The sequence below is a fragment of the Alkalibacterium sp. m-11 genome, from assembly GCF_054658155.1.
The window spans coordinates 1-25,219 of the sequence record NZ_BAAGIR010000021.1 but is presented as its reverse complement, the minus strand read 5'-3'; the positions used below and the strand labels follow the sequence as shown (position 1 = coordinate 25,219).

General features: G+C 43.8%; 25 protein-coding genes, 1 pseudogene and 1 other annotated feature. Of the genes and pseudogenes, 3 read left to right on the top strand and 23 right to left on the bottom strand.

Going from position 1 to position 25,219, the window contains the following annotated elements; translation table 11 throughout:
* Positions 1–343: 343 nt before the first annotated feature.
* From ACYQ2O_RS04085 to ACYQ2O_RS04070, 4 genes are all read right to left on the bottom strand, one after another.
* Positions 344–964 (bottom strand): class I SAM-dependent methyltransferase, encoded by a 621-nt coding sequence (locus ACYQ2O_RS04085; RefSeq protein ID WP_346024647.1) that lies wholly within the window; start codon positions 962–964, stop codon positions 344–346.
* 560 nt (positions 965–1,524) lie between these two features.
* A complete protein-coding gene (locus ACYQ2O_RS04080) occupies positions 1,525–2,886 on the bottom strand; it encodes a class II fumarate hydratase (protein ID WP_346024646.1) in 1,362 nt (453 codons plus the stop codon).
* Positions 2,887–2,899: 13 nt separating this feature from the next.
* A complete protein-coding gene (locus ACYQ2O_RS04075; protein WP_346024645.1) occupies positions 2,900–4,381 on the bottom strand; it encodes a BglG family transcription antiterminator in 1,482 nt (493 codons plus the stop codon).
* A gap of 486 nt (positions 4,382–4,867) precedes the next feature.
* On the bottom strand, positions 4,868–6,163 hold the full coding sequence (locus tag ACYQ2O_RS04070; protein ID WP_346024644.1) for a uracil-xanthine permease family protein: 1,296 nt from the start codon (positions 6,161–6,163) through the stop codon (positions 4,868–4,870).
* 343 nt (positions 6,164–6,506) lie between these two features.
* Here ACYQ2O_RS04070 and ACYQ2O_RS04065 point away from each other — a divergent pair, with 343 nt between their 5' ends.
* Positions 6,507–7,745, top strand: coding sequence for an MFS transporter (locus tag ACYQ2O_RS04065; protein WP_346024643.1), 1,239 nt, complete (start codon positions 6,507–6,509; stop codon positions 7,743–7,745).
* A 189-nt stretch (positions 7,746–7,934) separates the two neighbouring features.
* Here the strand turns inward: ACYQ2O_RS04065 and ACYQ2O_RS04060 are convergent, their stop codons facing one another.
* The 11 genes from ACYQ2O_RS04060 to ACYQ2O_RS04010 all read right to left on the bottom strand — a co-directional run bounded on the left by ACYQ2O_RS04060 (position 7,935) and on the right by ACYQ2O_RS04010 (position 15,862).
* Positions 7,935–8,336: an LURP-one-related/scramblase family protein gene (locus ACYQ2O_RS04060; RefSeq protein WP_346024642.1), complete on the bottom strand. Its 402-nt coding sequence runs from the start codon at positions 8,334–8,336 to the stop codon at positions 7,935–7,937.
* 18 nt (positions 8,337–8,354) lie between these two features.
* The gene (locus ACYQ2O_RS04055) at positions 8,355–9,518 is read right to left on the bottom strand and encodes an FtsW/RodA/SpoVE family cell cycle protein (protein WP_346024641.1); all 1,164 of its coding nucleotides are present in this window, start codon (positions 9,516–9,518) and stop codon (positions 8,355–8,357) included.
* 29 nt (positions 9,519–9,547) lie between these two features.
* Positions 9,548–10,741, bottom strand: a complete 1,194-nt coding sequence (locus tag ACYQ2O_RS04050) for an FtsW/RodA/SpoVE family cell cycle protein (RefSeq protein ID WP_459796049.1) — start codon at positions 10,739–10,741, stop codon at positions 9,548–9,550.
* Between the two features lie 206 nt (positions 10,742–10,947).
* Positions 10,948–11,313, bottom strand: coding sequence for a 50S ribosomal protein L7/L12 (gene rplL / locus ACYQ2O_RS04045; RefSeq protein ID WP_346024639.1), 366 nt, complete (start codon positions 11,311–11,313; stop codon positions 10,948–10,950).
* A gap of 94 nt (positions 11,314–11,407) precedes the next feature.
* A complete protein-coding gene (gene rplJ, locus ACYQ2O_RS04040; RefSeq protein ID WP_091265348.1) occupies positions 11,408–11,917 on the bottom strand; it encodes a 50S ribosomal protein L10 in 510 nt (169 codons plus the stop codon).
* Positions 11,918–11,982: 65 nt separating this feature from the next.
* Positions 11,983–12,112, bottom strand: a sequence feature (ribosomal protein L10 leader region).
* Positions 12,113–12,236: 124 nt separating this feature from the next.
* Entirely contained in the window at positions 12,237–12,932 is a 696-nt protein-coding gene (gene rplA, locus ACYQ2O_RS04035; protein WP_346024638.1) for a 50S ribosomal protein L1, read from the bottom strand.
* Between the two features lie 144 nt (positions 12,933–13,076).
* Complete coding sequence (gene rplK / locus ACYQ2O_RS04030) at positions 13,077–13,502, bottom strand: 50S ribosomal protein L11 (protein WP_346024637.1); 426 nt, start codon at positions 13,500–13,502, stop codon at positions 13,077–13,079.
* Positions 13,503–13,644: 142 nt separating this feature from the next.
* Positions 13,645–14,199, bottom strand: coding sequence for a transcription termination/antitermination protein NusG (gene nusG, locus ACYQ2O_RS04025; RefSeq protein WP_091265356.1), 555 nt, complete (start codon positions 14,197–14,199; stop codon positions 13,645–13,647).
* 136 nt (positions 14,200–14,335) lie between these two features.
* Positions 14,336–14,512, bottom strand: a complete 177-nt coding sequence (secE, locus tag ACYQ2O_RS04020; RefSeq protein ID WP_346024636.1) for a preprotein translocase subunit SecE — start codon at positions 14,510–14,512, stop codon at positions 14,336–14,338.
* A gap of 55 nt (positions 14,513–14,567) precedes the next feature.
* Positions 14,568–14,717 carry a 50S ribosomal protein L33 gene (rpmG, locus tag ACYQ2O_RS04015; RefSeq protein ID WP_346024635.1) on the bottom strand — a complete coding sequence of 50 codons (150 nt, stop codon included), beginning with the start codon at positions 14,715–14,717 and terminating at the stop codon, positions 14,568–14,570.
* 86 nt (positions 14,718–14,803) lie between these two features.
* The gene (locus tag ACYQ2O_RS04010; RefSeq protein WP_459796048.1) at positions 14,804–15,862 is read right to left on the bottom strand and encodes an FAD:protein FMN transferase; all 1,059 of its coding nucleotides are present in this window, start codon (positions 15,860–15,862) and stop codon (positions 14,804–14,806) included.
* Positions 15,863–16,053: 191 nt separating this feature from the next.
* Here ACYQ2O_RS04010 and ACYQ2O_RS04005 point away from each other — a divergent pair, with 191 nt between their 5' ends.
* On the top strand, positions 16,054–16,668 hold the full coding sequence (locus ACYQ2O_RS04005) for a Gx transporter family protein (protein WP_459796046.1): 615 nt from the start codon (positions 16,054–16,056) through the stop codon (positions 16,666–16,668).
* Positions 16,669–17,044: 376 nt separating this feature from the next.
* Here the strand turns inward: ACYQ2O_RS04005 and ACYQ2O_RS04000 are convergent, their stop codons facing one another.
* The 8 genes from ACYQ2O_RS04000 to ACYQ2O_RS03965 form a co-directional block, all read right to left on the bottom strand.
* Positions 17,045–17,668, bottom strand: coding sequence for a sigma-70 family RNA polymerase sigma factor (locus tag ACYQ2O_RS04000; protein ID WP_459770026.1), 624 nt, complete (start codon positions 17,666–17,668; stop codon positions 17,045–17,047).
* 223 nt (positions 17,669–17,891) lie between these two features.
* Positions 17,892–18,431 carry an NYN domain-containing protein gene (locus ACYQ2O_RS03995; RefSeq protein WP_459796045.1) on the bottom strand — a complete coding sequence of 180 codons (540 nt, stop codon included), beginning with the start codon at positions 18,429–18,431 and terminating at the stop codon, positions 17,892–17,894.
* A gap of 50 nt (positions 18,432–18,481) precedes the next feature.
* Positions 18,482–19,207 (bottom strand): 23S rRNA (guanosine(2251)-2'-O)-methyltransferase RlmB, encoded by a 726-nt coding sequence (rlmB, locus tag ACYQ2O_RS03990; RefSeq protein ID WP_245683013.1) that lies wholly within the window; start codon positions 19,205–19,207, stop codon positions 18,482–18,484.
* A 126-nt stretch (positions 19,208–19,333) separates the two neighbouring features.
* Positions 19,334–19,732, bottom strand: a complete 399-nt coding sequence (locus ACYQ2O_RS03985) for a Mini-ribonuclease 3 (protein WP_459796044.1) — start codon at positions 19,730–19,732, stop codon at positions 19,334–19,336.
* The gene (gene cysS / locus ACYQ2O_RS03980; RefSeq protein WP_459770021.1) at positions 19,725–21,143 is read right to left on the bottom strand and encodes a cysteine--tRNA ligase; all 1,419 of its coding nucleotides are present in this window, start codon (positions 21,141–21,143) and stop codon (positions 19,725–19,727) included. The genes ACYQ2O_RS03985 and cysS overlap by 8 nt, the downstream gene beginning before the upstream one ends.
* Before the next feature lie 160 nt (positions 21,144–21,303).
* Positions 21,304–22,779 carry a glutamate--tRNA ligase gene (gene gltX / locus ACYQ2O_RS03975; RefSeq protein ID WP_459796043.1) on the bottom strand — a complete coding sequence of 492 codons (1,476 nt, stop codon included), beginning with the start codon at positions 22,777–22,779 and terminating at the stop codon, positions 21,304–21,306.
* A gap of 83 nt (positions 22,780–22,862) precedes the next feature.
* Complete coding sequence (gene ispD / locus ACYQ2O_RS03970) at positions 22,863–23,573, bottom strand: 2-C-methyl-D-erythritol 4-phosphate cytidylyltransferase (RefSeq protein WP_459796041.1); 711 nt, start codon at positions 23,571–23,573, stop codon at positions 22,863–22,865.
* Positions 23,570–24,682 (bottom strand): PIN domain-containing protein, encoded by a 1,113-nt coding sequence (locus tag ACYQ2O_RS03965; protein WP_459796039.1) that lies wholly within the window; start codon positions 24,680–24,682, stop codon positions 23,570–23,572. Before ACYQ2O_RS03965 ends, ispD begins: the two co-directional genes overlap by 4 nt.
* 176 nt (positions 24,683–24,858) lie before the next feature.
* On the opposite strand from ACYQ2O_RS03965, the pseudogene ACYQ2O_RS03960 reads away from it, so the two are divergent.
* Positions 24,859–25,219, top strand: a pseudogene (locus tag ACYQ2O_RS03960) (hypothetical protein); the annotation flags it as partial.

Genomic DNA, 25,219 nt, shown 5'->3' with positions numbered 1-25,219 from the left:
GACCGATTTAACAGGGTTCCGACTGTAAATTGTTTGATAAAGTGATCAATACTCGAATAAAACTCGTTTTTTTCTGAATTATTTGGTAAAATGTTAGCCATAAGACATCTCTCCTTGGAATGTTGGTAGTGGTACTCACATTTTACCAAAGAGAGCTGTCTTTTTCTTTACCTTTAAGCTGATTAATCTAAATAATCCTTATAATGTAAAGGATAGAACGGAGTTCTTAGGGGTGCGAAACTTGAGTTATAAAGCTGTTTAATCCAGACAAGGATTGGATTATATTACCTTCATCGACAGAAATCATCATACGAGCAACGAGAAATTTGGGAAACATAATTTTTCATAGATTATTGGGAGTTACCTTTTCAGACTGCAAAACCCAGTAGCCTTTATCGAGGCCAATACGGGTGACATTTCCGTAAGTTTCTTCCATGACTTTCTTCGCGCTCGGTGCGCCCTGCTTCTTCTGAATAACGATGATCAGTACCCCGTTGTCCGCTAGATGTTTCTTGGCATCCGTGATGATCTGATGCACCGTCTGTTTTCCCGCACGAATCGGCGGATTGGAAATGACAGCGCCATAGGTCTGTTTCTCGACTTGCTCATATATGGAAGAAAGAAAAATAGAGACATTGGAAACCCCGTTCAGTTCGGCATTCTTCTTAGCCAGCTCGAGGGCCCGTTCGTTTACGTCGATCATATCGATGTGAAGAGACGGATTCGCCTTGGCTAAAGACAGCCCGACAGGCCCGTACCCACATCCGACATCCAGGACCTCCCCCGTGGAAAATGCCCGCTCGTCAATTGCTTCGATCATAACCTTAGACCCGAAGTCCACACGGTCTCTCGAAAAGACTCCAGCATCTGTCGTGAAGGTCATCTGCTGTCCCTTAAGTCTGGCTTCAATTTTCTTTTCGTTTTTATCAGCACTCGGCTTCGATGTAAAATAATGATCAGTCATCTGATACTCCTCTTTTGCTTTGTAGTCAGTGTGCTTTAAGTATACTATTCAACCGGCCGGACTACAATCCTTGTTCATTTTAGACTAGTTTTCTCCCTCTGACTGATATAGGTAAACTTTAATAATATTGATTATTGCTATACTTCATCTAGAAGGCAGCCTACTTACAGTTTAGCTCCCTGTTAAACCTTGGAACTCCAGCGACAAGGTTTCTAGTTACAGATTAGTCTGAAACGCGATCGCGTTTCTTCTACTAGAGTCTGTCTAACGGAAGAACTGGATTGATTATTGATCCGAACTGTCGCTAGATGTCTTCTAACAGCACCTTTAGAGAATTTTAAAAGCTGAACTTCCGCTAGAAGCGTTTTAACGACATAATCGACTAATGAAAGCTAACGAACTACAATTATAGACGGAATAGAGCGCGTCACCATCAAGAGTCAGTCGTTTCATCGATACAGAACTGCTCAAAAAAAAGAAAACAGAGGCGCCAGGCCTCTGTTCGATTTAAAAATCTGGTATCAGAATCTCATTTTCTCCATGAATTGCATCCAGTCACACTACACCATGTCAGCCGGATCGATATACTTCTCGAATTCTTCTTCTGTAAGTATCCCCAGGTCAACAGCTGCTTCTTTCAGAGTCGACTGGTCTTCGTGGGCTTTTTTGGCAATCTGACTGGCTTTATCGTAGCCGATCTTCGGGGAGAGAGCGGTCACCAGCATCAGCGACTGGTCTACCAGTTTGCTCATCTCTTCTTCCACCACTTGAATGCCCTTCAGACACTTGTTGTTAAATAAAGCGAGGCTGTCTCCCAGCAAAGTAATGCTCTGTATCATATTGTAAGCAATAACCGGCATATAAACGTTCAGCTCGAAATTTCCCTGTGAAGCTGCGACACCGATTGCCGTGTCATTCCCCAAAACCTGTACGCAGACCATTGTTAGTGCTTCTGCCTGAGTAGGATTTACTTTCCCAGGCATGATGGAGCTGCCTGCTTCATTGGCGGGAATCGTTATTTCTCCCAGCCCACTTCTTGGTCCACTGGATAGCCACCTGACATCATTCGCCATCTTCAATGCATTTGCCGCCAGGGCCTTCAGTGCGCCGTGAGCAAAGACAAAGGCATCTTTACTCGTCAGGCCGTGAAACTTATTCGGATTCTCCTTAAATTCGATGCCGGATGCCTGACTGATTCGTCGGATAGTCTTCTCTGCAAAGTCCGGATGGGTATTTAATCCGGTACCTACAGCTGTTCCACCGAGTGGCAATCGTTTCAATGGAATCAATGCGGCTTGGATCATTTCAGCATTCTGAACCATCATTTCCTTCCAGCCGCTGACTTCCTGACCGAACGTGACAGGCGTTGCATCCTGAAGGTGAGTCCGTCCGATTTTTATCGTATCTTTATACCTGGTTTCCAACTCTTCCAGTGTGTGCTCAAGCTCCCCCAGCACTGGCAGCAGATGATCAGTAAGCAGCCGGACAGATGCAATGTGCATCGATGTAGGAAAGGTATCGTTGGTACTCTGCCCTTTATTAACGTCATCATTTGGATGTATGTCCAGTCCACTTTCACCTTTTGCCAGGTGAGCTATGACCTCGTTGACATTCATATTGGTCTGTGTGCCGCTGCCTGTCTGCCAGACGGATAGAGGAAATTCACTGTCCCAGTGTCCTTTAATGAGCGCATCACAGACTGAAGCTATGGTGTCTGCTTTCTGGGGTTCGAGTAACCCCAGCTCGGCATTTGTTTCTGCCGCTTCTTTTTTGACGCGTGCATACGCACGGATCAGCTCCAGAGGCATCGTCTCGTTTCCAATAGAGAAGTTCTGCAGGCTGCGCTGAGTCTGAGGTCCCCATTTACGATCCTCGGGTATTCCGATTTGTCCAAATCCATCTTGTTCCAGTCTTTTTATCATAATGCTCCCCTTTTTAAATCACAATATCCGGAAAAGCTGTCTGCAGATAAGTGGTTCTGTCCTGAGTATCCGATCTTGTTTCCAACTGTCTGACAACCTCTTCTGCGAGAAGTTTCTTATTACGGCTGCTTGTAAACCCATGATCGAGCAGCCGCTTGATGTCATCACTTGTCAGATAGAAATTTATCTTGATACTTTCCCATCCTAATTCAGATAGCAGAACCGTGATCCTGTTTGAAAAAGTCAAGATTGTATCGAATTTCATATCTTCAAGTCTGTATAACTCGTTGATTGTCAGATAAGAGACCATCTCGTAATTGACATGCTGGCTTAACACTTCCAGAAAAAATGAAACTTTCTCGACCGAAGAATTTGTGATGATGACGACCCGCCTGTTATTCTGGCCGGCAACTCTGTTCTTTATAATGAACCGTTCAAGAATCAGACAGACCACGGACATCTGATGATCGGTCAGCTCACAGCCGTCATCTGTCGCCCACGCACTGACTGTCCGCTTTACTTGTTCATACAGTTTCGGAAAGACAGTCTTGGTATTATCCAGCTTGTCATCATAAAAATAGTAGGCCAGCTTGTTTTTGATCAAACACTTATAGAAATAGGCATACAGCTCATTATATATACTATCATACGTATAGAACTGAACCTGATTTTTTTCTTCTATAACATTGATCAGCTCTTCGGTCAGCCTCTTGAGCTGACTATTGAATGGAAAGTGTAACGGTTCCTTGTAGTTCAACGAGGCAATCAGGTAATCCAGATAATCACTGTCTTCCTGGACTGGAAGAAGATAATTCGAAGCCACTTCAGGCATATCTTCAATACTCTCTTTAATGGTATAGCCTTTTTCAATACGTATGAGACTGATCATCATATGGAGGTAGATAAATTTCTTTGATGGATAATCGACTAATCGGGCATCCGGACCAAAGAAGTCACAGAGCTTGTCTTTCACTTTGTCGTGGTAAGCCGTCAGGTAATGCTCCACCAGTTCGTAAAGGAGAGTCTGTACAGGCGTATTGGCCTGCCGAGGAACATAGTCATCATTCTTGTTCAACTCGATGACAGACAACAGATTCCTTGCAGCAATCATTCTGAGAAACCGTTCGTTCCCTTCAAAACTGACTCCTTTCCTATGCCTGTTTACTACTTCAATGCCATTTTGTTGAAGGAGAAAGCCCAGTTCTTTCCTGTCTTTCTTCTTCGTGGACAAACTGAGGTTCAACCTGGCATACAGTTCGGTCATATTGACAATGCCGTCAAGCAGCCCGAAGCACACAATCAGGCTGAGTCGCTCTTCCAGTGACGGGGAATAGTCATTCATATCTAGCCGCTGACAGAGAGCCGTAAAGTCAGCATAAGTCATATTCGTTCTGATCTCATGATGACTGATGCTGAACGTCAGGTGATCGGGAATGTATTCATTCAACGTATAAATGCTCCGCTTAAGCGTCGACTCACTTTTCGATAGTATCATGGATACCTTCAATCTTCCCATCTTCCACTTCAAGATAACCGGATTGATATCCACTCGGTGTATAGATTTTTTCTGAATAAATGAACATGCCTTCACTCCTTCCAGTTGTTCTGTTGAATGAGTCAGCAACATTTGAAAAACCGTCTGCGTCTTACAGCTATATAATAGGTTTATTTTATAGTGTATACAAGGTCATTACATTATATTATTACAGGTCATATAATGACCCATTAAACTCAAAAAAAATATAAAAACACCTGCCTTCCGTTCCTTTTCTACTAAAGGAACGGAAGGCAGGTGCACTTTCGTTTGATGGAATAATTAAATTAATAAATCGAGTCATCATATTTAGTTACACGCATATTCTCTTTAACCGTTTTTTCAGAGTCATCTTCCATCCAATCCCCATCAGAAGATAGAAGCTGCCGAGTGTATCATTCCAGTTTAAGAATACGTTCCTGGATCTGGTTTACTGACTGCTGTTCATTACACTTCCGGTTCGTACTCTGCTTCTTCTTTTGGTAAAACCAGATTTAAAATGACACCGATCATGGCACTTAATGCCGTCCCTGATAATGTGACGAAACCTGCAACGTCAAGTACCGCTCCGCCCAATCCGACTACAAGCATTGAGCTGGCAATGATCAGGTTTCGGGACTGGTTGAAGTCCACTTTATCTTCGATCATCACTTTTAATCCGTTACTTGCAATAACACCATAAAGTAAGATCGACATCCCTCCCAGTACAGCTCCAGGAATGGTTGAGATAAGGGCTGTAAATTTACCCATGAAGCTTAGCATAACAGCGATCAACGCTGCATTTCTGATAACTGATACAGATGCGATACGAGTCATTCCTATGACTCCAGTATTTTCTCCGTAGGTCGTATTAGCCGGCCCTCCGAAGAATCCTGAGACAGCCGTTGCCACTCCATCACCAATCAATGTTCGTTTCAATCCAGGATCTTTTAGGAATTCCCGGTCACATATCTTTCCAAGGACTGAATGATCCCCAATATGTTCTGCAACCGTTACTAAAACGATTGGAACCAGTGCCCATGACTCAGGTCCGAAGTAGAATGAATAACTGTTAAATGTAGTGGTTTCAAATGGCAGATACAACTGAGGTAATGCAAACCAGTTTGCTTCTATTACCGGAGTGAAATCGACTACTCCTAGCAGCACTGCGATAATATATCCACCAGCAATCCCTATCAGGAAAGGAATGATTTTAAAGAATCCTTTACCTTGAGTATTAACGAATGCGGTGATCAGAAACGTTGAGATGGCTACGAAAATGGTACGCCAGTCAGAATCCATCACGAGTCCGGCACTTGTCACTGCATTTCCTGCTAATCCAAGTCCGATGACTATGATCATGGGGCCGATAACGATTGGGGGAAGCACTTTATCCACCCATGCTGTTCCTGTATAGTTAATAATAGCTGCAATAACAACGTATAATAATCCGACCATAATGACGCCAGTCTGAGCAGCACTAACGTCGCCACCCATCTGATCTATCGCAATTTGCATTGCTGCAATATAGGCAAATGATGATCCCAGATATACCGGGACTTTTGCTTTTGTCGCGATCTGATAAATAATCGTTCCGACTCCACTCGCCAAGAGGGCAACGGATACGGGCATGTCAAGTAATATCGGTACTAAAATAGTTGCTCCAAACATTGCGAACACATGCTGAAGACTTAAAAGTAATCCTTTCAGCGGTGCAGGTCTTGCCTCCACATCTAAAATCAATGGTCTTTGTTGTATTGCCATAACTTATCGTCCCTTTCTTCTTGTTTTTGGGCATAAAAAAATGCCCTTTACATAATGCAAAAGGACCTTTAGATAAGATGGAACCCATGTGTTTCCTGAACAGCTCTCTCACCAGACCTGGCTATTGAGTGTCCTCCGGAAACGGCTGGATATATAAGTTTTTCCATCCTTTTCTACCTCTCTGGATAGAGTTAAAGGAGCTTTGCTTTAAATAGTGTACCAGTACACAAATGGAATTGCAACTCTTTTTTTCATATCTGCCATAGCCACTGTACCTTTGCTTTACTTACTAAAAATCAGTATACTAAACCTTAAGACTGATTTGAAAAGAGGAACGATACATATGACGAAACCGTCTGAATCTCTAAAGCACTGGCTCGTCCTGGCTGTAAGCTGCGGCTTGTCTGCCAGCGCGATCGGCATCAATTTAAACGTAATCGGGGTATTTTACACACCTGTATCTGAAAGCCTTAATATTTATCGCGGAACATTTGCTATGCATGCTACCCTTTCGTCTCTCGCTTTAGCTTTTATTTCTTTATACTTTGCTCCCTTACTCAACCGGTTCGGATGGAAGCCGCTGCTGATTGGTGCTGTTACCCTGGCTTCGGTATCCACCATCCTCATGGCCTTCACTCGGACGATGTGGGTGTTTTACGTTCTTGGTATCCTGCGAGGTGTTGGAGCCGGTCTGTATGCTATGGTACCCTTGTCACTTATCGTGAACAACTGGTTTGAAAAGAAAAAGGGCCTGGCCATGAGTCTGTCCTTCGGCTTCAGCGGCATCGCCGGAGCGATATTTTCCCCTGTCTTCACGTCACTGATTCAGACTATAGGCTGGGAAAACAGCTTCATCATTATGGGCCTGCTGATGTTCGTTCTGGCTCTTCCTGCCATCATCTACCGGTACTCGCTGAACCCTAGAGATGATGGCTACCTTCCTTACGGCTATGACACTGAAGAAGAGGAGCAGAAGAAAGTGATCAAGAAAGCCGACTGGAGTACCTTTTCCTTTACACAGCCTTCTTTCCTGCTTGTCCTGATTATAGGTCTTCTGCATACGTCGATTACCGGGGTGTCTCAGCACCTGCCTGGTTTTGCAGAGACAAATCTCCTGTCCTCACAAGTGGGAGGGGTCATGCTTTCAGCTGTGATGGTTGGAAACATCTCATTCAAGCTGATTATCGGGGCAGTCGGTGACGTTTTAGGTATCGTCAGATCCACTATTCTTATGATCGCCATCAACATCGTCGGTATCCTGATACTTTTATTATTCACTCATCCCGCTGCTCAGATTTTCGGGTCTTTTGTGTTCGGTTCGGTTTTCTCCGTACCGGCTGTTGCCTTGCCCCTGCTGACTACTGAATTTTTCGGAAGAGAGCTTTATATTCGGATCTTTCCGATCCTGTCCTTCGTTTCAGGGATCGGTGGAGCTTTATCCATGGCCGTGGTGGGATATGTCTTCGACTTTACCGGTTCATACGCCCCAGCCTTCTACACAGCCTTGCTTTTTCATGGACTCAACATCGCCTTCCTTCTGACCGCTCGTCAAATGACTCTCAAAGAGAGCCGTGCATCGTAGACACCCTTAGTCTACCGGTTTGAAGCTTAATTAAAACTAAAAAACCTGTGAAGAGTTGACCGGATTCATTATAATCCGTTAGCTCTTCACAGGTTTTTTACAGATCAGGAGGAACTATTTGCTCTAGCTGCCGATATTACACAGTCGATAACAATGACGACGCCCAGCAAAATCTCCAGATCACGTTCTTCATAGAGATTGATTCGTAAGCGTCTCCCCAGCACAGCCATTTCTTATTGATATCCACAACCACACGGTTCTTTTTTTAATGACATAGTCATGTGCAGTCACTGATCCTTCAATGTGCCAGTCCTGTCCGATGATCGAATGGTTATTGCGGAAAAAGGCCCATTCTTTTTTTACTGTAGCCACTTTTTCATTGTTCATGAACAGATCAAATTCTGGAAGAAAGTTCCAGAGTTTGATCTGTTCAATATATACTACCTCATTGTTGTGTTCATCATAGATGCGGAGCTTCTTGGCGAAAGCGAGAAACTCTCCCTCGACAAAATAACGATCTCTTCCGTCTTCATCCTTGACATAAAACCGGTCTTTCAGTGACATCACCTGCTGCTTAATGAAGAAACGCACGGATTCCAGCCCTCTTGTTTATGACTTATTAGCTTTATCCTTATTGTAATTGATTCGTACAGAGACATTGGCAACTAGACCGATCGATGCAGACAGAACAATCATGCTCGATCCGCCATAACTGACGAACGGAAAAGTCAGCCCAGTGATAGGCATTACCCCGATTACTCCACCGAGGTTTATGAAGGCTTGTACCATAAACATAGTTGCTATTCCTAAACATAAAAGAGATTCAAAAGTCTGCTTGGACCGTATGGCTGTCAGAAAAAGACGTGACGCCATCAAGGTGAACGTTAAAAGCAGTACGAGGATTCCAACTAGGCCAAATTCTTCCCCTATAATTGCCACAATAAAATCAGTATAAGGAAACGGAAGGAAACCTGTCTTCTGCACGCTGTTTCCTAATCCGACGCCCAGTAGACCTCCACGACCCAAGGCATAATAGGAGTGAACCAGCTGCATGCCGGCTCCTTCAGCCAGTGTGAAGGGATCCCAGAAACCCAGGAAACGATTGTAGCGGTATTCGTTAAGGAAAAATAGACTTGTGCCGTACTGTCGGATCAGCCGTGACAAGCCTAGTAGACCCGCTACTCCGATGAGGCCAAAGCCAAAGCCCAGTTTTGGTGAGACACCACTGGCAAAAATCATAATCGCTCCAATGAGTACAATAATGAACGACGACCCTGTATCGGGTTGAATGTAAATAAACAGCACGATGAGGGAAATCAGTATCAGCGGCGCCACAATAGCGCTAAAGAAATCTTCTGCTATTTTCCGCTGTTTTTTTGACAGAATATAAGCCAGATACCAGATCACCATAAACTTGGCAAATTCGGCAGGCTGAATATTGAAGAAGGGCGTTTCGATCCACCGTCTGGCTCCATATATCTCCCTCCCGAAAATAAGAAGGATAAAAAGGGAGGTGGCTGTAATGACAATTCCCCAGATGACTAACTTCTTGTTTTTCAGCCATTTGATTGGAAAAAAGAATGCTATTAAAAAAACGACATAGCCGATCACGACAGACACCGTCTGCCTAGGCAGATAATGATGAGGATTGCCGTAATTAAATAATGCACTGTAACTGCTGGCACTGTAAACCATAACGATACTGAACAGCGTCAAGGTCAGGTACGGTATAACTATTAGCTTATCTACATATTTGATTCTATCGCGTAACATGTTGTCCACCCTTTCCTGCTCTCAAGTTATTATGATCCCGGATGGAACTCTTCTCCTTCTCCGGAGAAGAAGTAAGATTTATGATGGTAGCGCATGGACAAGATTAGTCCGATCCCACTCATATTACTGATGAGTGCTGACCCACCTTGAGAGACAAACGGAAGCGAGATTCCTGTCATCGGCAGAAGTCCGATGTTCATTCCTATGTTTTCAAGCACGTGGAATACGATCATCATAATAACCCCTGTCGCAATATAAGCGTAGAACTCATTTTTCGTATCATATACGACTCTAATCATATGATAGACCTGGATGAAGTAAATGAAGATCAGAAATGCACCTCCGGCAAAACCGAAGTTTTCTCCAATCGTTGCAAAAATCATGTCGGATTCTCTTACAGGTACAAACACTTCACTCACGCCAAATCCTTTTCCGAATACGCCACCCGACCCTATCGCTTTAAAGGCCTGGATAATCTGAAATGAGGTATCGTTGGCTCCCTGATGAGGATTCAGCCACGTATCGATACGGGCAAACTGATAAGGTCTAAAAAGTCCCGTATTCAACAGGAATTCTCTATTATAAACAACCAATAGGATCAAGGTGATCCCCACAATAGATACCAGTAGATAGACTGGAAGCAGAATCTGCCATTTTATTCCAGATAAAAGCACAACACCGATCAGAATGGCCAGATAAACAAGTGCAGTTCCCAAGTCTTTCTGCATGAATACGATCACGACAGGTATAAGACCGATGACTGACAGCTTTCCGATCAGGATCAAATCTGTCTGGTATTCACGAACGCGGTAGAGACTGTTATGTTTGGTGATTATTTTGGCTAGCATGAGAATGTAGGGGATCTTAACAAATTCGGACGGCTGTACTGTCCCTAAAGGTCCTAATGTGACCCACCTGTTCCCACCAGTCTGAGCAGCAATCTCTCTATCATAAAAGACTAAAGTCAGAAGTAAAATAATGAGTCCGGCAATGTAGAGATAGGTGGTCATTTTCCATAGCTGTTCTGAATCAAACTGCATAATGACGAGAACAGCGATCGTTCCAATTCCGTACCAGGCGATCTGCCTGACGGTCATTCCGATGGATCCACCCTGAATCAGGACCGTAGTCGAATAGAGGGATAAGATACTGATGATGGCCAGCAACATGACCGACAAGATCACGCCATAATCTATACGCTGAGGATATTTTTCATTGTTCATAAGTTGCGTCCTTTCCATATTTTAAGTCGAAGTCTGATAAGTAATTGTTTCATCTGTTCAAAGACACATTTTATCAAATATACTTGCTTATTCCTATACAAACTTGAAAATGACACAAAATAGTAGAAACAGAAAAACCCCTTCGTCATAAACTAGTTACAACTAAAGGGGTTCTGAACTGATTATTTAATTTTGTAGAGAGTTAATTACTTAACTTCTACAGAAGCTCCAGCTTCTTCAAGCTTAGCTTTAAGTTCTTCAGCTTCGTCTTTAGATACGCCTTCTTTAACTGCTGAAGGAGCTCCGTCTACTAATGCTTTAGCTTCTTTCAAGCCAAGACCAGTAGCTTCACGAACTGCTTTGATTACTTTGATTTTAGCTGAACCAGCTGATGCTAATTCTACTGTGAATTCAGTTTGTTCTGCTGCTCCACCGTCAGCTGCTCCCGCTGCTGCTACTGGTGCTGCTGCTTCAACGCCGAATTCTTCTTCGATTGCGCTTACTAAGTCGTTTAATTCTACGACAGTTGACTCTTTCAAGTCAGCAATGATTTTTTCAATATCTAATGCCATTTTTGTTTTCCTCCATTTTAATTATATTAGTTGGTTTGCTTGTCAGCATGCTATACCAAGGTATAGGTTAAAACAATTTGAATCGGCTGCGTGATTATGCAGCTTCTTCTTCTGCTTTTTTCTCTGCAACTGCTTTGACAGCCAATGCAGTGTTTCGCATAGGTGCTTGTAGTACAGATAGTAGCATTGAAAGTAGGCCTTCGCGACTTGGTAGTTTTGCGATTTTGTTGATTTGATCAACGTCAGCAACTTTACCTTCCAGGACGCCACCTTTAATTTCAAGCGCTTCTGCATCTTTAGCAAATTCAGCGATGATTTTAGCAGGTGCTACGACTTCTTCGTTACTGAATGCCACAGCTGTAGGTCCTTTGAAGACATCTTCCATTCCTTCCAGGCCAGCAGCTTCAGCCGCACGACGAAGCATAGTGTTTTTCAGTACGCGCATTTCGATTCCTGCGTCACGTAATTGCTTACGTAGTTCAGTAACCTGGCCTACTGTCAATCCACGGTAGTCTACTACGACTACTGCTTGTGCATCTTCGAATTTCTTAGTCAGTTCATTAACTAATTCTTCTTTTTTTGCAATGACACTTGCTTTACTCATTGATGTTTCACCTCCTGATCGATTGAAATGAGGATTGTTTTTTTACTTTCCATCCTTTAAGGAACGGAGCGTACAAAAAAACCCCATGTCACCGTAGACATAGAGGGAGTGTAAATTGACTGTTCATCACTTTATCCTCGGTATGATATTAAGGTCAGAGCCACATACTGTCTTCGGTATTATCCAGTCATTCAGCCTGCCGTTTAGACAAAGGACTGCCTGACTTTCATTCATCAATGCATATTCAATTAAGTTTAATTCCTTAACCTGCATAAGTATAGCAAGCTATGTTATGCAGGTCAAGAGAATTCAACATTTTTTATTTAAGAACTGTACTGTTGTCCACTTTGACACCAGGACCGAACGTGCTTGCTACTGCCATGTTCTTGATGTAGACACCTTTAGAGCTTGCAGGTTTAGCTTTTACGATCACGTCGTGAAGTGCTGCCAAGTTTTCTTTCAGCTTGTCAATATCGAATGACACTTTTCCGATTGGAACGTGTACATTTGACTGACGGTCAACACGGTAAGTGACTTGTCCAGCTTTGATGTCGTTAACAGCTTTAGCAACATCTGGTGTTACTGTTCCTGTTTTAGGATTAGGCATTAAACCTTTAGGTCCTAAGACACGTCCAAGTTTACCTACTTCAGCCATCATATCAGGTGCAGCAACGACAACGTCGAAGTCTAACCATCCACCTTGTACTTTTTCAACTAGATCGCTGTCACCTACGAAGTCTGCTCCTGCTTCTTCAGCAGCTTTAGCAGCGTCTCCTTTAGCGAATACGATCACAGTTTGAGTTTTACCAGTACCGTGCGGCAATACCATTGCGCCACGGATCTGCTGGTCAGCTTGTTTAGGGTCGACACCTAGTCTGTAAGCTACTTCGATAGTAGCGTCGAAACCAGCGTAGTCGATTTCTTTAACTAATTCTAATGCTTCAGTTGCATCATATTGTTTCTCACGGTCTACTTTTTCCAAAGCAGCTACGTATTTTTTGCTCTTTTTAGCCATTATATTTTTCCTCCTTGTTGTGGTATTAGCGGTTTAACCTCCCACTTGATCTCCGCAAAAGCAATGAGTCATTAGCTCATGCACTTAGTTGAAAAGCTGGGCTTTTCTCAGGTTGCGGAGGCAGCAAGCAATGGGGTGAATTCATTATCCTTCGACAGTGAATCCCATGCTACGTGCTGTACCTTCGACCATGCGCATAGCTGCTTCAACGTCAGCTGCGTTTAGGTCTTCCATTTTTGTTTCAGCGATTTCCTGTACTTGAGCACGTGTTACAGATGCCACTTTTTTAGTGTTTGGTTCACCAGAACCAGACTCTACTCCAGCTGCTTTTTTAAGCAATACTGCTGCAGGTGGTGTTTTAGTGATAAATGTAAATGAACGGTCTTCATATACAGAAATAACTACAGGAATGATCATTCCTGCCTGGTCAGCTGTACGAGCGTTGAACTCTTTACAGAATCCCATGATGTTTACTTGCGCTTGTCCCAATGCTGGTCCTACTGGGGGAGCCGGATTAGCTTTCCCTGCAGGAATCTGCAGTTTCACGACGTTTACTACTTTCTTTGCCACGAGACATACCTCCTTGATTTTGTCCGTGAGTGGTTAAATGAGGTTATAATTTTCCTCTCCCACTTCTGAGCATGCAAAATACACGTGTATAAGGCACACTGAAATAGTTTACCACTACTGTTCAGTTATTGCAACTGTTATTTTAGTCATCCAGTTTGGAAATCTGGTTGTAGTCAAGTTCCGCATTGGTTTCACGTCCGAACATTTCAACAGAAGCTTTGATTTTTCCTTTTTCTGTTTCAAGTTCTGTAACGGTTCCTTCCATGCCGGCAAATGCTCCGCCAACAATCTTGATGCGTTCACCCAGCTCGACGTCCATTTCGATTTTACGTGGATTGATACCCATGCTGCGAAGGATCTGGTCGATTTCTTCCGGTAGAAGCGGTGACGGTTTACTTCCTGCTCCGTGCGACCCAACGAACCCGGTCACACCAGGTGTATTACGGACAACGTACCAGGCATCATCAGACATGATCATTTCAACCAGGACATATCCAGGGAATATCTTTTCTTTTTCCATTTTGGTCTTGCCGTCTTTCTCAGTAGTTGTTTCCTCTTCTGGAATAATGACTTGGAGAATACGTTCTTCCATGTTCATGCTTTTCGCACGGGATTCAAGGTTCTGTTTGACTTTGTTTTCATAACCGGAATACGTATGAAGCACGTACCAGGCTTTTGCACTTTCTAATTCGTTCATTGTAGACTCCTTTAGTTTATCTTTTATTTGTCATACTAAAAAAACCTTCTTCACTTATGGAAGAAAGGTTTTTCGTCAACTCTCGATACGTAGTATAGCATGCAGATAGTGAAAATGCTACTAACTTAAGCGGTTGTCAAATTATATTCAATAAAAAGCTGATGGCTGCATCTGCTGCATAAAAGAATACGCCAAAAAATGCCATAACGCCGAAAACAGTTGCTGTATTTTTCTTCATCGCATCTTTTTTAGGCCATGTCGTCTCTTTCAGTTCATGTTTTACTTCACCAAAAAATGTTTTAACTTTGTTCATGAAGGACTCCTTCCACCTGAATCTTCCGGTTAGTTCGTATCAGTGCTCTGTTTCTTTACTTTGTTTCTCTGTGTAATGTGTGTGTTTTGCAATAACGGCAGTATTTTTTAATTTCAAGGCGCTCAGTACGTACTTTGGTTCCTACTTCCTTCGAATAGTTTCGGGATCCGCATTCAGTACAAGCCAGTGCCAGTTTCTTTTTCATAGATTTATTTCCTCACTTCAAGGACTTATGTTTTACTTCATAGTCTTCTATACTTTACCATGCAGTAAAAAGCCTGTCAAATCAGCTTAGTTCATCATTTCAAAGTCATTGTCCCTGATTTCAATCTGTTCATTGATTCCCTCGGAGGCATATATTTCCATCTCGTTAGTAATGTAGATCACTTCTACATCTTCAAGTCCATTGATGTAATTCAGTCCGTCTTCTACACCAAGGGAAAACGCAATGTTAACCAGCGCATCAGCATCCATAGCATTATCCGCAATGATGCTGATGCCGGAGATGTTGTTGTCGATCGGAAAGCCAGTTTCCGGATCCATCAGATGATGATATTCGTCATCCCCGTCTCTGACAAGACGCTCATAGATTCCAGAAGTGACGATCGCTCGGTCTGAAACGGGAACGATTCCCAGTATTTCTCCGCGTTCCCCATAAGGATTCTGAATCCCGACGTTCCAGGGTTGATCTTCCCCTCGTGTGCTGTTACCAACAACCACGATGTCTCCACCCAGATCGACGATAGCCGTATTGACTCCTTCTTCCACCAATACACGTGCCGCTTCATCTGTAATGTATCCTTTTGCGATGGCTCCCAGGTCAAGGACCATGCCTTCTTCCTGAAGGTAGACCGTCTGTTCTGCTTCGTTCAGTTCCACCTTCTGGTAATCGACCAGTGCAACTGCCTCAGCCAGTTCATTCGCTTCAGGTACTGCTGCATCGTCCTGTCCGATCCCCCACAAGCTGGTGACTACACCGATGGTCGGATCAAAACTGCCACCTGATTCTTCTGCATAATATAGAGCACGTTTCATCACGTGGAATACTTCCTCTGAGACTTCAACCGGCTCGATTCCAGCTTGACGATTCACTTCAGAAATTTCAGATTCCGGGTTCTGCATCGCAAACAATTCATCCAACTCCTGCACGCGCTCGAACGCTTTGTCCAGCGCCTCTTCCTGGCCTTCATTATAGACTTTCATATTTGCAACGGTTCCAAGTAAAAATTCAGTTCGATCATAGGGCTGGTCAGCCAGTCCTCGAGGATCTTCTTCCCGACATCCCAGTAGCCCAAGAGACAGGACAGGAACCATCAGCAGCACTTTCATTGTTTTAATTCTGGTAAACATGTACATTGTCCTTCCATTCTTTTTCTCTGTACATCTTACATTAAAAGTATTACTCTGTCTATGTTTTCACAAGATTAGATTGACATAATTTTGTTCTAATCTTTATGGCATGTGACAGGTATTTTGTGCGACAATAATAGGAGTAAAACAACATACTTGTGAACATATTGAACAAGAAAAGAAGGATAACCATGACTCGAACTCAAAAAATGATATACATTTCACTTCTCTCGGCTCAGGCTGTGATTCTGGGAATCGTTGAACGCAGCATCCCCTTTCCGTTTGCCCTTGCACCGGGAGCGAAACTGGGCGTTGCGAACCTGATCATCATTGTGGCCATCTATACGCTTCCTTTTAAAGACAGCATGAAAGTCGTCTGGATGCGGCTTTTGATGACGACTCTGCTTGGCGGAACGATTTCTACCTTTATGTACAGTACAGCTGGAGCGCTTCTCAGCTATGCCGGCATGCTCCTCGTAAAATTTATCGGAGGCAAGCGTGTCAGTATCATCGGGGTCAGTGCAACAGGTGGTATCCTGCACAATCTGGGGCAGCTGCTCGTTGCCAGTACCATTGCCCAGACCTGGACCGTGCTCCTGTATCTGCCGGTGCTCTCCTTTATGGGTATTCTGTCAGGAATCGCCATAGGAATCGCGGCCAACTTTCTTATGGATCATGTCACCACCATCCAGCGTTTCAAGAAGGCGCATGAAGAAAAAAAAGTGACCGACGCAAGCAGAAAATGGCTGAAACACTGGCATAAGTTGTGTATCACAACAGGCTATCCTAAATCATATGCAAAATAACTACTACCTAAGGTGGTCTAAATGTCTGTGACGAACCCAGAGCATGATTTAATCTGGGTTCTTTTTTATGTCTTCATTGCATTGATAACAGCAAGCTTAATCTTTTCACTAACAATCTATTCAACGCCATTAAATTTAGCTAGATAAGCTCTTCACTTTTATCATGTGCTTAATATTGATTGTAACAGGTCGAAAAAAGGCATTAATCTGCAAACGAGTGTGCAGATTAATGTCTTTTCTAGAATGATTAAGTTTAGACTGAAAAAATACTTCTCCTGCCCCAAACTTGTTAAAATATGAAGCTGAAAAACCCTACCTTGTTTCTGAAACTATTTCAAAGAACCTACTATTACATAAGCGCCTGTCCTATTATTTCCTAAAGAAATAACTTCCTAAATTTTTCGGTACAGCGATGTTTAGCATTTACTACTTTTTCCCGACTACATTTCAATTCTTCGGCAATACTGTCATAGGTATGTCCTTTATAGCACAACACACACACTTCTCTCTCAAACGGGGACAAATATACCAGATAATCCTCTACGGTTTCTTCAATGATCGGCCAGTCTTCAGGTCCCGGACTGCTAAAGGACTCTGAAAGCTGAAGGCCGGATTCTTCAATCATGCCATCTAGTGACAAGGCATCACGAATGGATTGTCTTTTTAACGCATTATTCCACCTAATCAGCCGATTGAAGTGATTATCCATACAAAGGCAGATGTACTGGTTGAACGTCATCCCTTTATTGAATTCATATTTCTGAGAAGATTCGACAAGGACAAGGCACGCCTCCTGATAAAGATCATCTCGATCGTAACCTTTTATGTACCGTCTGACTATCGCTCTATTGATTAATATTTGACATCTGTCTAGCAGAACAGGAAAGGCACTGTGGTCACCCGACTGTATCTGATAGATCAAAGAATCATTGATCGGATCAATGACGTCTCTATATGGCTTTTTTTTACTCGGTGTGTTAGTCACTGGGTTAGTCTGCATCCATTTTTCTCCTTCTGTAGAATGTTTGGTCAATTACAGAATAGGACATTTTCAAGTAGTAGTCTGTTTCATTGAAAGCGTTTCAATTATTATACTATCCAAATGTTAATATAGTCATTAAAGTTATTGAGTTTGTGAGACATTTCTCATGAAAAGCGACTGAAAAATAAGCCTTATACTATTGATGTCATATTCCATCAATAGTATAAGGCTTACTTTATGATTATTTTTCATCTAAAGACCTTGCAATCATCTGCTGATACAAGCTCTCCAGCTGCTTCTTGTCTTTATCCTTGAGGGGAGAATTACGCGAGCGGTTCTGCATCCGGTAGACGGCACTGTCGATGGCGATCTTTTTCTTGGCGCTCTGGACGTCTTTATAGAGCTCATTGGCTGACTTGCGGGTCGCGCCTTTCTGGAAAACGATCCATTGTTCAGCCAGATCTGAGGTCGCAACCTGGACATTGGTGATCAGAAGGTTTTCTTCTCCGATTGCTTTTTCAATGAAGCTGTCAGCTGTCTCGCCTTCGCTTGTGAAGATGACTGTCACTTCATACTTATCGTAACGTTGTGCTATGCCAGGAACCAGCTGAGCATCAAAGACGATCCTGACTTCGATGCCTTCGTATTTGGCGTAGTTGCTCAACTCATTAAGCAGGTAGTCTCTGGCGTCAGCCATCTTGTCCTGTCGCTTCAGCTTAGCCAGATCCGGCCAGGCTCCGATCATATTGTACCCGTCTACATACAGCAGTTCCTTCTTCACGTCACTCTACTCCTCTCGTTATTAATAGATTTTACTCATTAGATTTATTCTTAAAGGGCATGTCTTTTACGGTAAACTTCATACATCAATAGTCCTGAAGCCACACCTGCATTTAAACTCTGGACATGTCCTACCATCGGGATAGACAGGGTCTCGTCCACTTTGTCTTTGACCAGTCTGGAGATTCCTTTTCCTTCGTTCCCGATGACCAAACCAACTGGAGATGACACGTCCCAGTGACGGTAGTCTTTGCCTTTCATGTCCGTTCCGAAAATCCACAAGCCACGGTCCTTCAGCTCGTCGATGGTCGTCGCCATGTTCGTGACGCGTGCCACCAGCACATGTTCGATTGCTCCAGCTGAAGCTTTCGCAACGGTCGATGTCAAACCGACAGCTCGTCTTTTGGGAATGATGACGCCGTGTACCCCGCTGGCATCGGCAGTTCTCAAGATAGACCCCAAATTATGCGGGTCTTCGATCCCGTCCAGCAGCAGGAAGAAAGGCTGTTCATTTTTCTTTTCTGCCAGTTCAAATAGTTCATCGATCGAGGCGTAGTTCACGGGACTAGTCGCTAAGACCAGACCCTGGTGATTGCCTCCATCGGACAAGGTATCCAGTTTAGATTTAGGTACAAAAGACAGCTGTACTTTTCTTTTCTTAGCTTCAGAAAGAATACTGCTGATTTTGCCGCCTTCCAGACCGTCCTGAACAAAGAGCTTGTTGACATCACGGTCGGACTTCAATGTTTCCAGAACCGGGTTTCTGCCGTAGACCATCTCTTCTGATTCTACTGCTTCACCGCTTTCCTGCGGCTTTCTGGCCTGTGGTTTATTTGTGTGTAGGCCACCTTTTCCTGTCCGTTTATGATTCGGTTTTTTTGGCATGTGCACCGCTCCTTTCCTTTATCTTTCCTCTATTGCCTGGATGCACCAGTTTGTCAGTTCATTCAGACGGTCGGACTGCTCCGTTAAATGGAGGTAGCCCATGACTGCCTCAAAGCCCGTCGAATAGCTGTAGGTCTGTGCATCCGTATTTTTTGCTTTTGTATAGCTTTTTGCATTACGTCCACGTTTGAAATAATCGATTTCTTCCTGAGTCAGCTGGTCCGCATCCATCAGTGCCTGAATCAGATAAGCCTGAGCTTTTGCTGAGACATAGGTCGTAGCCTTTATATGCAGTACATTTGGCTTAGTCTGACCTTGAGCAATCAGATGCTCTCTAATTCTGAGTTCATAAATGGCATCACCCAGATAAGCGAGAGCCAGCCCATTCAGCAGACGCGGATCCGCTGATTTACTCATGGCCGCTTCCCCTTTTCCATCTGACTCCTTGTGCAGTGTCTTCAAGAATGATGTTCTGATCTTTAAGGTGATCCCTGATCTCATCCGCACGCTGGAAGTTCCGGTCTTTTCTGGCTTGTTCTCTCTCTTCTATCAGCGCTTCGATATCTGAATCCAACAAGTCTTCTTCAACAGACAAGCTGATTCCAAAGATGCTCATCAGCTCTTCAAGCAGATTGAGACTTGCTTCCAGCACTTGTCTGGAAACATCCTCTTCTTCCACATAACGGTTGATGAACCTTACCAGATCATATACAACAGTGATGCCGTTCTGCGTCTGGAAGTCATCATCCATCTGTTTAATGAACTGATTTCTGAACTGATCGATCTGATCCATCAGGGATTGCTCATCGCCAGTCTGTTCAGCTGCCTGATCCAGTCGATGGCTCCCGTTAAAGTAAGCGGTCTGGATACGGTTGAGATTCGTTTTCGCTTCCTCGATGGCATCCAGAGAGTAGTTAATTGGTCGTCTGTAATGAGCCGTAGACATGAAGAAACGCAGAGCTTTAGGATCATGCTGCGCTCTCAAGTCTTTTAGAAGCACAAAGTTTCCAAGTGATTTACTCATCTTTTCATCGTCCATTGTGACAAACCCGTTATGGATCCAGTAGTTGGCAAATGGCTTATGCGTCTTGGCTTCTGTCTGAGCAATTTCATTCTCATGATGCGGGAAAGTCAGATCCTGACCGCCGGCATGAATGTCGATCGTATCTCCGAGATATTTTGTAGCCATGACTGAGCATTCGATATGCCAGCCCGGTCGACCTTTCCCCCAAGGAGACTCCCAGCTGATTTCGCCTTCTTTCGCTGTTTTCCATAAAGCAAAGTCGAGAGGATCCTCTTTCTTGGATGTTTCATCACCAAGCCTGTTGCTCGCTCCGGACTCCAGTTCATCTAAAGAAATGCGGCTCAACTGGCCATATTTTTCAAATTTACGTGTTCTGTAATAGACATCTCCGTCAGACGAATAGGCAAAGCCATTGTCAATCAGAGCTTCGATAAACGTGATGATGTCGGGAATAGACTCCATTACACGTGGCGTATGATTCGGTTTCTGAACCTCGAGCGCTTCTGTGTCTTCAAAGAATGCGTCAATAAAAGTCTCAGCTACTTCCGGAGCCGTCTTGCCCAATTCAGCAGCTGCTCGAATGATTTTGTCATCAACATCCGTGAAGTTGGAGACATAATCGACATCGTAGCCTCTGTAGGTGAAGTAGCGGCGGATGGTGTCGAACGCGACGGTACTTCTAGCATTGCCTATATGAATGTAATTGTATACCGTTGGTCCGCAGACATACATCTTGACCTTTCCTTCTTCTAAAGGTGTAAATTTCTCTTTCTGACGAGTCAATGTATTGTACAGTTGAATCATGCATCCTGACTCCTTTCTTTTTCATTTAGTCTCATTATACAAGAATCAGACTCGACTTGCTTCTGATTCCTTTTTCAGTCAATGGAAAAGCCACGCAAGCCGTTTGAAAAACAGTCCGGCTGCATGGCTTTATCCTGCCTTACTTATCTCAGATCAGTTTTCAGGCTTCGATGATCTCTTTTGCTTTTTCAAGATTGCTCAAGACTTTATCTCTGCCAAGGAGTTCGATCGCATCATTCAGCTGAGGCCCGTGCTGCTGACCGGTCACGGCCACACGGATCGGCATGAACAAGTTCTTGCCTTTTACGCCAGTTTCCTTCTGTACAGCTTTGATCGCTTTCTTGATCGTATCTGCTTCAAACGGTTCAACACTTCTGATCTGTTCGCTGAAGGCATCCAGAACAGCTGGAACGTCGTCGCCTTGAAGCACCTCTTTCGCTTCAGCTGACCATTCGAGAGAGTCCTCGAAGAATAAAGTCGCCAGTTCAGTGATCTGAGCGGCATAGCTCATCTGATCCTGGTAAAGAGCCACCAGTTTTCTGATCCATTCGCTTTTTTCTTCAGACGGATTGCTTTCGATGTATCCTGCTTCTACAAGGTGAGGGATAGCTTTAAGTGTCAGTTCATTCAGGTCCATCTCTTTCATATACTGGTTGCTGATCCATTCCAGTTTCTTGGCATCAAAGGCCGCTGGAGAAGTTCCCAGACGCTTGTGATCGAACATCTCGATGAACTGCTCTTTAGAGAAGAGCTCGTCTTCTCCGACTGGTGACCAGCCAAGCAGTGTAATAAAGTTGAACAAGGCTTCCGGCAGATAACCAAGCTCACGATACTGCTCAATAAACTGAAGAATCGTTTCATCACGCTTACTTAGTTTCTTACCTGTTTCGCTGTTAATGATCAGTGTCATATGTCCGAACTGAGGCATCTTCCATTCAAAGGCTTCATATACCATCATCTGTTTAGGTGTGTTGGCAATGTGGTCATCTCCACGAAGCACGTGGGTGATTTTCATGTAATGATCATCGACCGCTACTGCAAAGTTATAGGTCGGCATGCCGTCACGTTTTCTGATGACCCAGTCGCCACCTACAGAATCAGATTCGAATGTGATCATTCCTTTGACCATATCTTCAAATGTGTAGGTGCTGCCTTTAGGTACTCGGATACGGATAACAGGCGTAATGCCTTCCGCTTCTTTTTCCCTCTGTTCAGATGACGTTAAATGCGCACACTTTCCGCTGTAATGCGGCATTTCTCCGCGTGCACGCTGTGCTTCACGTTCAGCTTCCAGTTCTTCAGTTGTGCAGTAGCACTTGTAGGCACGGTTGCTCGCGAGCAGCTGATCGACCAGCGGATCATAGAAATCCAGACGCTCAGACTGACGGTACGGCCCATACTCTCCTCCGACATCCGCACTCTCGTCCCAGTCGATTCCCAGCCATTTTAAATTGTCCAGCTGGCTCTGCTCTCCTGTTTCAACGTGTCGTTTACGGTCAGTATCCTCGATACGAATAATAAAATCGCCACCATGGTGACGGGCATATAAGTAGTTGAATAATGCTGTACGTGCATTTCCAATGTGTAGGTGTCCAGTTGGACTCGGTGCATAGCGCACACGGACTTTTTCTGTCATGAATATACTCTCCTTTTTGGTTTCCCTTACTACTAACTTACCATTATTTCCTGTTTTCTTCCATACATTGAAGCCTTGCTGTCTTAACTAAGCTGCCCTTTTTCCACCAGCAGCCGCGCAAAAGCATAGTCCAGAGGTGTGGTGATTTTCAGATTTTCTTCCAGCCCATCAATCATTTTCACTTCGATTCCCAGTCTTTCGACCAGCTCGCCTTCTTCGTTGCCGTAATAGTTATCGGCATCGGCTTTATTCAAGGCTTCGATCAGACAAGTTGTCTCAAATCCCTGAGGGGTCTGAACGTGTCTGACTTCTGGACGATACAAGGACTGCATCACCTTATCTCCCTTGACCAGTTTCATCGAATCTTTGGCCGGAATCCCTGGAATGACAGCTGAAAATTCTTTTAGACCTTCCAGCAGATGATCTACTAGATCAGTATGAATGAATGGCCGAGCTGCATCGTGAACAAGTGTGTATGGGGCTGGATTATCCGCCAGTGCTTTCAGCGCCTGAGCGACACTGTCCTGCCGTTCGCTCCCACCAATGACTAAGGAGACTTGTTCAGGCTGTTCACCATACAGATCCTGCATCGCCGCAATCAACGCTTGTCTGTCTCTCTTACGAATGACGAGCCAAATCTTACGACATGACTCGTCTTCCAGAAAGAGACTTAACGAATAGTCAAACACTGGCCGGCCACCTAAAGGCAGCAGGATTTTGTTCACTTCAGGCTGATCATTGAATCGACTGGCTGATCCAGCTGCCAGAATGATCACATCGTAAGTCTGCTTCATGCCTGATCTTTCCTGTCGTCGATCGCTTTCTGGTCATTTAATAGTTTAGCGAAAATCATCCGTCCAGCATTGGTCTGAAGAGAACTTGTCACGACCACATCGATTCTATCGTTCATGTGATGACGTCCCTCTTCCACTACGACCATCGTTCCGTCGTCCAGATAGGCCACACCCTGCGCTCGTTCTGTTCCGTTCTTGACGATCATGACCTGCATCTCTTCCCCAGGTATGACGACCGGTTTGACGGCATTCGCCAGCTGATTGATATTCAGGACCGGAACGTTCTGAAATTCCGCTACTTTGTTTAAATTATAGTCATTGGTCACAATCATCCCGTCCAGTTTCTTGGACAAGTGGACCAGTTTAAGATCGACTTCTTCTGCTTCCGGAATATCACTGTCATCCATTTCAAGAGAAATCCCTTCCTCTTTCTGTAAGGCATTCAGTATGTCCAGTCCTCTTCGTCCTCTGACCCGTTTCAGACTGTCAGAGGAATCTGCAATATACTGTAGTTCTTTCAGAACATAATGCGAAACAACGAACGACCCTTCAAGAAAACCGGTTTTCACCACATCCAGAATACGGCCATCTATGATCGCGCTAGTGTCCAGCACTTTGTACTTGCGGAAGGAGTCGCCACTTTTCCGTTCCAGCACGTCTTCATTCTCATTTTTTTCCGTCTTCGGACTGAACAAACGTCTGATTTCTTCCCGACGAGATGTCCCCAGCTGAAATCCCACGCTGGCCAGTAGGACTGTTAGGATAAGAGGACCCACATCACTTATTATGATCATATTCAGATTACCTAAAATAATACTGATCAATACAGAAAGAATAAGTCCAATAATTGCACCTAGGCTTCCGAACATTAAATAAGCGACACTAAATCTGTTGAATGATTTTTCAATTTTCTTGATTCCTTTTTCAATCGGTCTGACAGCCAGAAACGACAGCATGTAAAAAACACCTGCTCCAATTATCATACCGACGATTGGATTCAGCAGCCACCTAGGAATGATGTCAAAATTATCGATCATTTCCGGGAACAGATTGTATCCGAGACTTCCTCCTACAAGGATAAAAGTCAATATAATCAGTTTCGATATCATTTCTTCCCTCCTTCTTTTATTTTAGTAATTACCAATTTTTTTGTTTTTTCGTGTTGTTTTAATGCAACTATCGTTGCTCTATCAATTAAAATACAAAAAGGCACCTCTTCCCCCCCTTAATCTGATAAAATGAAGTTCACTAAAACAAACATTCATCACTTAAGGAGTGAAAAGAGATGCCTAATCTACTTCAGATTATCATGTATTTAGTTAATAAAATCAAGTGGCAAAACAGTTTAATTCAACTTTTAAACGATTATATTACTTGGCTTGAAGATGCGGGTGATCGACCACCTAAAGGGACCGATATCACAAAGCTTGATTACAACAAATTGACCCTTGATGACCCACCGAAAGTTGTAAAGATTGAACGGGCGGACTATAAATACCTTCTAAAACAGGCCGTGGAAGCAGGTAAACCGATCAAACCTGTTCGTCGCCACAAGTCATCTTCTGAAGTTCCTGAACATGTACGTTGCGCTAAGTGTCATGCGCCCCATGACTATCTCTATAAGAATAATGGTGTGCACGGACAAT

What these genes read in the sequence shown, in the direction of transcription:
- ACYQ2O_RS04005 (WP_459796046.1), top strand. Translation starts at nt 16,054, where the DNA reads ATGACTCGAACTCAAAAAATGATATACATTTCACTTCTCTCGGCTCAG.
- ACYQ2O_RS04080 (WP_346024646.1), bottom strand. Translation starts at nt 2,886, where the DNA reads ATGATAAAAAGACTGGAACAAGATGGATTTGGACAAATCGGAATACCC.
- rlmB (WP_245683013.1), bottom strand. Translation starts at nt 19,207, where the DNA reads ATGGTCTACGGCAGAAACCCGGTTCTGGAAACATTGAAGTCCGACCGT.
- rplJ (WP_091265348.1), bottom strand. Translation starts at nt 11,917, where the DNA reads ATGAGTAAAGCAAGTGTCATTGCAAAAAAAGAAGAATTAGTTAATGAA.
- ACYQ2O_RS04010 (WP_459796048.1), bottom strand. Translation starts at nt 15,862, where the DNA reads ATGTTTACCAGAATTAAAACAATGAAAGTGCTGCTGATGGTTCCTGTC.
- nusG (WP_091265356.1), bottom strand. Translation starts at nt 14,199, where the DNA reads ATGAACGAATTAGAAAGTGCAAAAGCCTGGTACGTGCTTCATACGTAT.
- ispD (WP_459796041.1), bottom strand. Translation starts at nt 23,573, where the DNA reads ATGAAGCAGACTTACGATGTGATCATTCTGGCAGCTGGATCAGCCAGT.
- rplA (WP_346024638.1), bottom strand. Translation starts at nt 12,932, where the DNA reads ATGGCTAAAAAGAGCAAAAAATACGTAGCTGCTTTGGAAAAAGTAGAC.
- rplL (WP_346024639.1), bottom strand. Translation starts at nt 11,313, where the DNA reads ATGGCATTAGATATTGAAAAAATCATTGCTGACTTGAAAGAGTCAACT.
- ACYQ2O_RS04070 (WP_346024644.1), bottom strand. Translation starts at nt 6,163, where the DNA reads ATGGCAATACAACAAAGACCATTGATTTTAGATGTGGAGGCAAGACCT.
- ACYQ2O_RS04050 (WP_459796049.1), bottom strand. Translation starts at nt 10,741, where the DNA reads ATGAACAATGAAAAATATCCTCAGCGTATAGATTATGGCGTGATCTTG.
- ACYQ2O_RS03985 (WP_459796044.1), bottom strand. Translation starts at nt 19,732, where the DNA reads ATGAGTAAATCAGCGGATCCGCGTCTGCTGAATGGGCTGGCTCTCGCT.
- ACYQ2O_RS04085 (WP_346024647.1), bottom strand. Translation starts at nt 964, where the DNA reads ATGACTGATCATTATTTTACATCGAAGCCGAGTGCTGATAAAAACGAA.
- ACYQ2O_RS04065 (WP_346024643.1), top strand. Translation starts at nt 6,507, where the DNA reads ATGACGAAACCGTCTGAATCTCTAAAGCACTGGCTCGTCCTGGCTGTA.
- cysS (WP_459770021.1), bottom strand. Translation starts at nt 21,143, where the DNA reads ATGATTCAACTGTACAATACATTGACTCGTCAGAAAGAGAAATTTACA.
- rpmG (WP_346024635.1), bottom strand. Translation starts at nt 14,717, where the DNA reads ATGAAAAAGAAACTGGCACTGGCTTGTACTGAATGCGGATCCCGAAAC.
- ACYQ2O_RS04075 (WP_346024645.1), bottom strand. Translation starts at nt 4,381, where the DNA reads ATGATACTATCGAAAAGTGAGTCGACGCTTAAGCGGAGCATTTATACG.
- ACYQ2O_RS03965 (WP_459796039.1), bottom strand. Translation starts at nt 24,682, where the DNA reads ATGATATCGAAACTGATTATATTGACTTTTATCCTTGTAGGAGGAAGT.
- ACYQ2O_RS04000 (WP_459770026.1), bottom strand. Translation starts at nt 17,668, where the DNA reads ATGCAGACTAACCCAGTGACTAACACACCGAGTAAAAAAAAGCCATAT.
- gltX (WP_459796043.1), bottom strand. Translation starts at nt 22,779, where the DNA reads ATGACAGAAAAAGTCCGTGTGCGCTATGCACCGAGTCCAACTGGACAC.
- ACYQ2O_RS04055 (WP_346024641.1), bottom strand. Translation starts at nt 9,518, where the DNA reads ATGTTACGCGATAGAATCAAATATGTAGATAAGCTAATAGTTATACCG.
- secE (WP_346024636.1), bottom strand. Translation starts at nt 14,512, where the DNA reads ATGAACAAAGTTAAAACATTTTTTGGTGAAGTAAAACATGAACTGAAA.